Origin of the sequence: Limnobacter humi (genome assembly GCF_024518835.1) — a bacterium.
GTDB classification, from domain to species: Bacteria; Pseudomonadota; Gammaproteobacteria; order Burkholderiales; family Burkholderiaceae_B; genus Limnobacter; species Limnobacter humi.
The window spans coordinates 1-6,011 of record NZ_JANIGO010000008.1; the positions used below are offsets into that span (position 1 = coordinate 1).

A 6,011-nucleotide genomic window follows, 5' to 3' on the forward strand; every position below is an offset into this window, starting at 1 on the left:
CGGTTCGACCGCATTCCAGTTTGAACTACCTGACCCCGAATGAATTCGTGACAGGATTGCAAAACAATTTACCAACCGAGACCAGAACGTTAAGTTCTCAGTGGTAGAAAGTTCCCGGGCAGGTCACTGGCTCTTTTTATGCCCAAGACCTGCGAGCAGATTATGGCGTTGTTAGCGGATTTTATGCAGAAGCGAAAGTTCAAACAAACCCCATACGCCAACAAATGGCTTGCTGGCGATTCGAGTGCAGAAAGCGAGTTATTTAGGAACGATAAACATGAACACCTGCCTAGCATCACTGCGTAGCTTGTATAACTTGGAATACATCACTTGAAATATATACTGTTATACCTACTCTTTCTTTCGCCGGAAATATCGGTGAAGACCAGTTATTCGCTTACTGGCGAAGGGCATTACAGCGTTTTCCTGAACAAGGTTCTCGGGTTATCCTTTGCAGACATGATCATTTTATATTTTATTGCTTCTATCAGTTTCCGAGCAATCAGCAGACCTTTCGAAAGGTTAAATATCAGCTACCTAAAGTATTTGTCACCTTTGATTATTTTCATGATCGCAAGTGGATTCTTTTACAATCTTGTTATTGACTTCTATCCAAAGCCTTATTTGTACGACCTTAAGTGGGTCTTGTACTTGTTCGCTGGCTCAATGCTACCAGCCACGCTGAAGGAGAACAGCAAAGTAATGCGGTTGGGCTGGGTTATGCTGATGCTTCTGATTTCAGATGTTGGCGATATTCTTTACGTGGAGATATTTGACTGCTGTCATGAACTACCTTCATTGCTCGGCCTCCCACCACTATTTCGCATTCTTTCTACTTTTATTCTAATACTAGGTTCGTCAGCATTCAGTCCATTTATCGCTTGGCCAGTTATTTCGCTGCAATTGCTGAATATGGTCAACACGCTCTCGCTGAATGAAATTTATCTTTCCTTAGTTGCCATCGGCATCATTATTCTAACCAAGTTAAAGCTAGCCAAGATAATACCATTATTGTTTTTTAATTTTTGTTTTCTCGTCGTACCCATTTTCCTGATAAGTTATGGTAGCTTTTTATCAGAATTCAAAGCGGATGGCGTTAACACTCGTACAGTTCAAATTGAGAATTTGAACATGAATCTCTCAAACAAAGGATATGGTCTTTTTGGGATGGGCTATGGTGCCACATACAGGGAATATATCGCGACCCCCGAGTTTGATATTTTTGCTGTAGGCAAATCGATTGTTGAAGATCAAGACTCGTCGATGTCGTCGCCAGTTAAGTTTATTTTTAATACCCCAGCAGCTGGATCAATTTACAAATACGGGGCGATTGGACTGATATGGTTATTTTTCATAATTCTAAAAATCCAACAAAAATACAACCTAACAGGCTGGCGCCAAGCTTTGTTGTATCTTCTTTACTTGGCGATGCTATTCCCTGGCTTTCTAAAACTAACATTCGTTGCCGGATATCTGCTCGCCCTGGAAGCAAGCAAGGTTAGAGAAAGAAAAACCGCTCACATTAGCTAACTTAAATCCGAGTGGCAGGCAGCAAATTGTGATGCGGAATCGTTATTTAATATTAATCTTCTGGTGCGTTTAAACGATGTGCGAAAAGTAAATCATGATAAATATCTCCATCATATCCATAGGAAAAAACTGTGCGCCGCTCGTGGCAGGCACGATTTCTAGTGTGCTATCCCAGAAGTTGAACGGCGTTGAAATCGAATACATCGTTGTCGACGGTCTATCCACCGATGGAACCCTCGACGAGGTAACTCGAGCCACCAACGGAGATTCCAGAGTTCGTGTTATTTCAGAGGCTGATCGCGGAATTAGCGACGCCATGAATAAAGGCGCGCGTCTGGCGATTGGCCAACTAATTTTCCACCTCCATTTCGGCGATCTACTGTTTGAAGATAACATCATTGCCAAAGTATGGGCTGACTATCAACTTCATCACTGGCACTGGGCCGCAGGAACACTGGCGATTTCCAAGGATGGCTCTGATGTTGAAGCGATTAGATTTAAGCCTGGTAGTGTAAATGATCTAATCAAAAAAAATTGCGTCCCCCACCAAGCCACCTTCATAACTCGCGCTCTGTTCCTAAAATCTGGCGGTTTTGACGTGGGCATGAGACAGGCGATGGATTACGACCTGTGGCTGCGCCTTGCCCATGTGCACAAGGAGTGTCTTCATGTTCTTCCTTTCATAGTCGCAAAGTTTGACTCTAGCGGGGAGTCGACAAAGCTTATTCCCCTGCTGAAAGGAAACGCAGCAGCTAGAACTAAGATGATTCGCCAATACGGTACTCGCACTACTCGCTTGAAAGAGCTGCTCTTCTATTCACGAATCATCGCTTACTGGGTGTACTACCGTGTAAGCATGCATATGAAGGCATTTCGTTGAAAAAGATTTTAATCGATGCTAGGTGGCTAACAAACTCGATGCGCGGCATCGGTGTTTTCACCAAAAACTTGATCTATGCGCTTATAGAAAACGATCATGATAAATTTGAGTTTCATTTGGCAGTGCGCAAAAAGTTCGTGTCATTACTTGCCAACAAATTGCCGAAAAATTTTTACGTCGTTCAACTTCCCGATTGGTGTCCGGATCCGATACTTGACTTGGTGGTTTTCAACTATCTAACAAAGAAGCTATCGGCGGACGTGGTCCATTTCACAGGGAACACTGGATTCGTTCTTCCAAGGCTGGCAGCACACGTCTTGCTGACGCTTCATGACGTCTCGTTCCTCAAGAGCGCCGATGTCGTTCCTTTTCCGAACCAGAACCTGAGACAAGCTATCGGGCGCATATACAGAAAAGTGTTTGTTCCGTTTTACGCCAAGAGTGCGACCAAAGTTTGTACGGTGTCTGAATTCGCGGTTAAGGACATACAGCATGAGCTAGGAATTGCGGCCGAATTCATTTATCACGGGTTTGAACTAGCAATCGATACATCTGTTTCGGATAATGACATCGCGGCAACTGAACATAATAGAATTGATAGTACCAAGTATCTCGCAATCACTGGTCCCGATCCACAGAAAAACCTTACATTTGTTATCTCCGCGTTCATTTCTTTATATCAGAAATACAAGAGCGAAGCTCCGAAACTCGCGGTCATCGGAGTGAATCGACAGCAGTATCAACGACTGAAACCTGGAGGTTTAATCACTGAAAATATTTCTTTTCTGGGAATGTGTCCACACCGTGACATTCCGAAATACATACAAAGTTGCAAAACTATGATTGTCCCATCATTTTATGAATCGTTTGGGCTTCCGGTAATTGAGTCGCTTTTCTTTCATAAAGCGCCCTTGTGCTCAAGCGGGGGCGCACTTCCCGAAATTGGCGCGTCATTTGCACACTATTTCGATCCACGTAACCAGGGCACCCTAGTCAAACTAATCGAGAGTATTGAGATGGGCAACTTATTGATTGATCTACCAGCGGAACAGGTGGGCCATCATCTCAGTAGATTCAGTTGGTCAATAGTGGCGAATTTTTACCTAAGCCAGTATGCGGCGAAGAACGTTGCTCAAGACCGAGAGACGCCATGTTCATGATTATCCAAGAATACCAGATTGACTCAAATTACACCTTTGACTGTGCTCTATGAGAATTCTTACTATTGCCACCCGAGTGCCGCAGCTTGATGCCAAGGGCGATCAACTTGTTGCCCACCACCGACTCATGGCCCTGATTCGTAGCGAACATCAGGTAGATCTTATTTGCTGCTTAGTTTCCCCGCCGTCTCCTGCGGATGAATTGGCATTACATCATTTACATTCGGCTGGGATTAGGTGTCAGATCATTGTTATTCCGAGATTGGCACAAGTACGCAACTTGTTTTCCGGCCTCTTCGTATCTACAATTCCGTTGCAAGCCGCCTTATTCCGCAGCCAGGCCTGCCGGAAACTGATTGAAACTCATATTCGTGATTTCGATCCGGATCTACTTTATCTTGTTCTGTTTCGCCCCTATGTCAACGTCAACGGAATCGACAAGCCTTTGGTAGTCGATTTCATCGATTCAGTTTCACTTAACTATGAGCGGATGACGAAAAAAAACTCGCTATTATTGAGGCCCATTTTTAATTTTGAAACAAAGCGCTCCAGACGATATGAGCAGGAGCTGGCACGACGCGCTGCGTTTTCCTTCGTCGTAGCAGACGATGATGCTCGAAACATCGCCCCGGATTATGTTCGGGTACTACATAACGGTGTGGACACATCAAAATTCTCTGGCAAGCGTGATGCTCTTGAAATTGGAAGAATCATTTTTTCGGGCAACATGAATTACGGTCCAAATGCCGAGGCAGTTATTTGGTTTTGCGAAAAATGTTGGCCTGAAATCAATCGCAGATACCCAATGACGAAGTTCGTTATTTGCGGTGCTAATCCATCCACAGCAGTGCAATCATTGGTAGCCGCTTACCCTAATGTCACCGTTACCGGTCGGGTGGAAAGTGTTGCTGCCGAACTTAACAAATCGTGCATTTCGATTGCACCCATGCAATCCGGCGCTGGTATGCAAAACAAAATCTTGGAGGCAATGTCGTGTGGATTGCCGGTTGTTACAACAACACTTGGCCGAGGTAGTATCGCAGCTGAACCAGGCTTCGATATAATGATTGCCGATGATCCCGCTGATTTCACTGAGAGTATCTTGACGCTTCTCGAAGACTCAAGCCTACGCGATTCGCTTGGATCACGCGCCCGCTCGTATGTTTCCAGGAAACATGACTGGAAAGCGATTGGACAATCATTCGTCACTTCTATAGAAACTCTTTCGAGAAAATAGCATGAATTGCGCAATCATCGGTGGCAGTGGTTTTATCGGCACGCGTTTAGTTCGACGACTTAAGGATAAAATTGAACTCGACGTTAGAATTTTCGACAACGCCCCTAGCAAGGCATTTAGTGATTTGGTGACGTTGATTGACGTTAGGTCTATTGATCAACTACGTAATTCAATTTCAGAAAATTCAGTGATCGTTAATTTGGCTGCGGAACATCGTGATGATGTTCGACCGTTGAGTCTTTATAACGATGTGAACGTAGGTGGTGCTAAGAATATTTGTACTGTGGCCCGAGAGAAGAGCGTTCAAACGATCATCTTTACCAGTACAGTCGCAGTCTACGGTTTCGCTCGCATTGGTACCGACGAGTCTGGGAAAATTGCACCATTCAATGATTATGGCCGCACAAAATACGAAGCTGAAAAAGTTTTTAAGGCATGGCAAGCTGAGGCACCAAGCGAGCGCACTTTAGTTATAGTTCGACCAACGGTGGTATTTGGCGAACAGAACAGGGGCAATGTCTACAATCTGCTAAGACAGATTGCCTCAGGCAAGTTTGTCATGGTGGGGAATGGCGAAAACCGAAAATCGATGGCCTATGTGGAGAACGTTGCCGCATTCATTGAATACGCTATGAGTTTCAAACCAGGCGTGCACATTTACAACTTCATCGACAAACCAGACTTCACGATGAACAGCTTGGTCGGAAACGTCAACCGCATACTGGGCCGTCCAGAGAAAATTGGTTTCAGACTTCCCTTTACTGTTGGGTACATGATTGGTAAAGGCTTCGATCTGGTTGCTGCTTTGTCCGGCAAAAGGTTTGCCATCAGCTCGATACGCGTCAAGAAGTTCTGTGCGAACTCTGTTTACAACACGGCAATTGACCAGACAGGGTTTGTTCCGCCTGTTTCTCTAGAGAAGGCGCTTGCACACACAGTTCGACACGAGTTCATTGAGAAACATGGCGATGAGCCACTCTATTTCACCGAGTAAAGATATATGGTAATCCCACATTTTTAACGGGGACGGATTCCACCGGTCAGTGCAATGCTTCTTTAAAAACCTCTGATGGGGTCTGGACTACCCCGCCTATCGTGGACAACTCCCGGCTAATATTTGAGCATAGGAGAAAGTCATCATGAGTGGACAAAGGTATACCCCAGAATTTAAAGACGAAGCCGTCAAACAGGTTATTGACCGTGG

General features: G+C 44.8%; 5 protein-coding genes. All 5 read left to right on the forward strand.

All coding sequences use genetic code 11. The features are described 5' to 3' along the window. Positions 1–378 precede the first annotated feature (378 nt). A complete protein-coding gene (locus tag NQT62_RS15255; protein WP_256765614.1) occupies positions 379–1,530 on the forward strand; it encodes a hypothetical protein in 1,152 nt (383 codons plus the stop codon). 94 nt (positions 1,531–1,624) lie between these two features. Further along, a complete protein-coding gene (locus tag NQT62_RS15260) occupies positions 1,625–2,410 on the forward strand; it encodes a glycosyltransferase (protein ID WP_256765615.1) in 786 nt (261 codons plus the stop codon). Then, positions 2,407–3,570, forward strand: a complete 1,164-nt coding sequence (locus NQT62_RS15265; protein WP_256765616.1) for a glycosyltransferase family 4 protein — start codon at positions 2,407–2,409, stop codon at positions 3,568–3,570. The genes NQT62_RS15260 and NQT62_RS15265 overlap by 4 nt, the downstream gene beginning before the upstream one ends. 49 nt (positions 3,571–3,619) lie before the next feature. After that, the gene (locus NQT62_RS15270) at positions 3,620–4,807 is read left to right on the forward strand and encodes a glycosyltransferase (protein WP_256765617.1); all 1,188 of its coding nucleotides are present in this window, start codon (positions 3,620–3,622) and stop codon (positions 4,805–4,807) included. Position 4,808: 1 nt separating this feature from the next. Then, positions 4,809–5,801, forward strand: coding sequence for an NAD-dependent epimerase/dehydratase family protein (locus NQT62_RS15275; protein ID WP_256765618.1), 993 nt, complete (start codon positions 4,809–4,811; stop codon positions 5,799–5,801). Positions 5,802–6,011: the final 210 nt, after the last annotated feature.